The 2886-nt window shown below is 38.7% G+C and carries 1 protein-coding gene and 1 pseudogene; both read right to left on the reverse strand.

The window, feature by feature from the left end; all coding sequences use genetic code 11:
- Positions 1–45: 45 nt before the first annotated feature.
- Positions 46–1341: an ABC transporter substrate-binding protein gene (locus tag SLH51_RS24340; protein ID WP_335964177.1), complete on the reverse strand. Its 1296-nt coding sequence runs from the start codon at positions 1339–1341 to the stop codon at positions 46–48.
- Positions 1342–1701: 360 nt separating this feature from the next.
- Positions 1702–2886 (reverse strand): annotated as a pseudogene (gene larC, locus SLH51_RS24345) (nickel pincer cofactor biosynthesis protein LarC); the annotation flags it as partial.

The raw sequence follows: 2886 nt of genomic DNA on the forward strand, positions 1-2886 counted from the left end.
CAATGAAAGGATTTCAATGACGTCAGCAACTACTGTTGGTTGAGCTTATTGAACTTTTATTGGTGCGAAAGTTGAGTAACCTGGATTAAAATACTCTACTCCTGCATTGTCTCCACTATAGACATGATAGATTTCCAAAGGGTCATGGCTTCCCCACCCCATTAACACAGCATTTGAATGCATCAATGTCTCTATATCATCCCAGCTTTTTCCTTCCACTACTATATTGATACCTATTGGTTTGATCATATCAGCCACGGCAATGGCTAACGATTGTCTAGTTACATCACTTGCTGGATAAAGCAAGCTAAATTCCGCTTTGACCGAATCTTTCTCAAGTGTGCCATCTCCACTTATATCCTCCCAGCCAGCTTCAGCTAAAATCTCTTGCGCTCGCGCGATTTCATGATCATCAATCACTGTTTCTGGATTCCACCAGGGAAGTCTATCAGCAACGGAATACCCTGGGGTTCCATTTCCTTCTAATACTCCATCAACTAATCCTTGTCTATCAATCGCTATGTTAATTGCTTGACGAATAGCCAAATCAGCTGTTACATCATTCCCTATTGCGAATCCGTCTTCTGTTTCTTCGCCAGATGCAACATACGGAAACATAATCCCTCGGTTATCTACACTTTGAATTGATTCAAGACGCATCCCTGGAACGTCTTGCATACTGAATGCGGCCGGAATAGAAGCCATATCAACTTGTCCTGATTTTGCTGCACCAAATGCCGCATCTTCATTTAAAAATAAAAAGGTAACTTTCTCAAAAAATGGTTTTCTATCATAATATTCGAGATTCATTTCAACAATTATCTGTTGACCCTTGTCCCATTGTACAAGCTTGTATGGCCCTGATCCGATTGGATTTTGGGCATAATGTTCATCATAAGCATGCTCAGGAACAATTCCCAGCGTCAATAACGATTGAATAAACGTAGATTGCGGTTCTTTAAGGTGAAAGGCAATCGTATGCTCATCAATTGCCTCAACACGATCGAGAATCGTTAGGTCTAATACAGAACCACTTGCTTTCGCTTGTTCAAACGTAAATTTTACATCCTTAGCTGTTAGTGCTTCTCCGTCTGAGAACCTTACACCATCTCGAAGTTCAACTGTCCAAGTTAACCTGTCACTACTTATTTTATAGTTCGTTGCTACATCATACGTAATCGATAATTCATAATCACGTTTTAGTAATGTACTTTGAAATAACGGCGAGCCGTAGCGTCCCCAGCCTGTAGTAGGATCAAAGCCCGTATCAGGTTCTGTTCCAATAGCTAAAATTAACTCTTTCTTGTTTTTCTCTGTCTGTGCTCTTTCATCTGAACTCATCGATTGTGAGCATCCACCTATAAATACTAAAATTACTATCATAAAAATATACTTTTTCAAATACATCATTCCTATATACAAATTTCTTGATTTATTGTAATTATTATTATAAATAGAACACTACTATATAACTCTGTAAGTTCCTCGATATTTTTGATCCCTTTTTCGCTCTCACTTTGAATTGTTTATTAATAAATGAAAAAGAACATAATTAAAATAGTCAAAAAGAGCTCGTAATTTTTTTCCATTACGAGCTCTTAATTCTTCCGTGTAAAACGCGCTTCATAGAAATACGTTGAAAGAACTAAGCTACATGAGAGTAGGAAGTCTGTTAATTGAAATAGGACAGTGATTTTGCTTTTACCGGACGCTATCAATTTCCTTCCATACCTGTTCATAAACTTTTTTTAAAGGAATTTGTTGAAGCTTCGCAATCTCTTTGCATTCTTCAAATTCTGGTGACCTTTGTACAACTTGTCCACCATAAATTCCTTCTTTAACAGAGACCGGGCCCCATTCGGTTATGACTTTTTTATACTGCCTTTCTAAGCGATGAACTGTTAATGGATAGTAACGAACTCCAAGAGTTGTCGTTTCTCTGAAAAGAATTTCTTCCATTTTAGGAATCGCTGTTTGGGAACAAAGCAGTTGCAGTAAAATAGCGGGTCTATTTTTTTTCATATAGATTGGTGTATAGAAAACGTCATTTGCTCCATGATCAAAAAGTAAGTCCATAACATAGCCAAGCCATTCACCTGAAACATCATCAAGATTCACTTCCATTTTGACCATTTGATCATCAGTATGCTCATCGTCGGGGGGAAGATAGGAAGACATATTCAACCTCCTCTCAATTGTTGACCCTAAAAACTAGCATATAATCTATTCACCAATAATGACACGAAGTACATTCGGATGATCTTTAAACGTTTTTGTTCCTGCCCCGTAACCAATCTGCTTGACCGTCATGGCAGGTAGTGCACAGAACTCTTTAGCTAAAACCGAAACAATCGCAGCGCCCGTTGGTGTTGTTAATTCAAATTTCAATTCACTTTGTGCAATTGGAACTTCTTTTAACATTTCTAATGTAGCAGGTGCTGGAACAGGGTAAACACCATGGTCAATACGAATGTTTCCTGTTCCTACTGGTATAGGAGATGATTTGATGATGTCAATTTCAAGCTGATGAAGCAGGATCGCTGCTCCAACAATATCGATAATTGAATCAACTGCACCAACTTCATGAAAATGAACTCTTTCTAATGGCACGTTATGAATATGTCCTTCCGCTTCGCCAATTTTCTTAAAAATGCTTAAGGACGTTTCCTTTACCTGATCGGACAAATCGGCCGATTTAATCAACTTAACAATATCCTTATAAGAACGGTGATGATGGTGTCCATGATCATGACTGTGCTCGTGATCATGACTATGCCCGTGATCATGACTATGCCCGTGATCATGACTATGCTCGTGATCATGACTGTGCTCGTGATCATGACTGTGCTCGTGATCATGACTGTGCTCGTGATCATGACTGTGCTC

The sequence above is a fragment of the Halalkalibacter kiskunsagensis genome (assembly GCF_037027555.1).
Classification (GTDB): Bacteria; Bacillota; Bacilli; order Bacillales; family Bacillaceae_D; genus Halalkalibacter; species Halalkalibacter kiskunsagensis.

Bases quoted from the DNA above. Each gene is read 5' to 3' on its own strand.
- SLH51_RS24340 (WP_335964177.1), bottom strand. From the start codon at position 1,341: ATGAGTTCAGATGAAAGAGCACAGACAGAGAAAAACAAGAAAGAGTTA.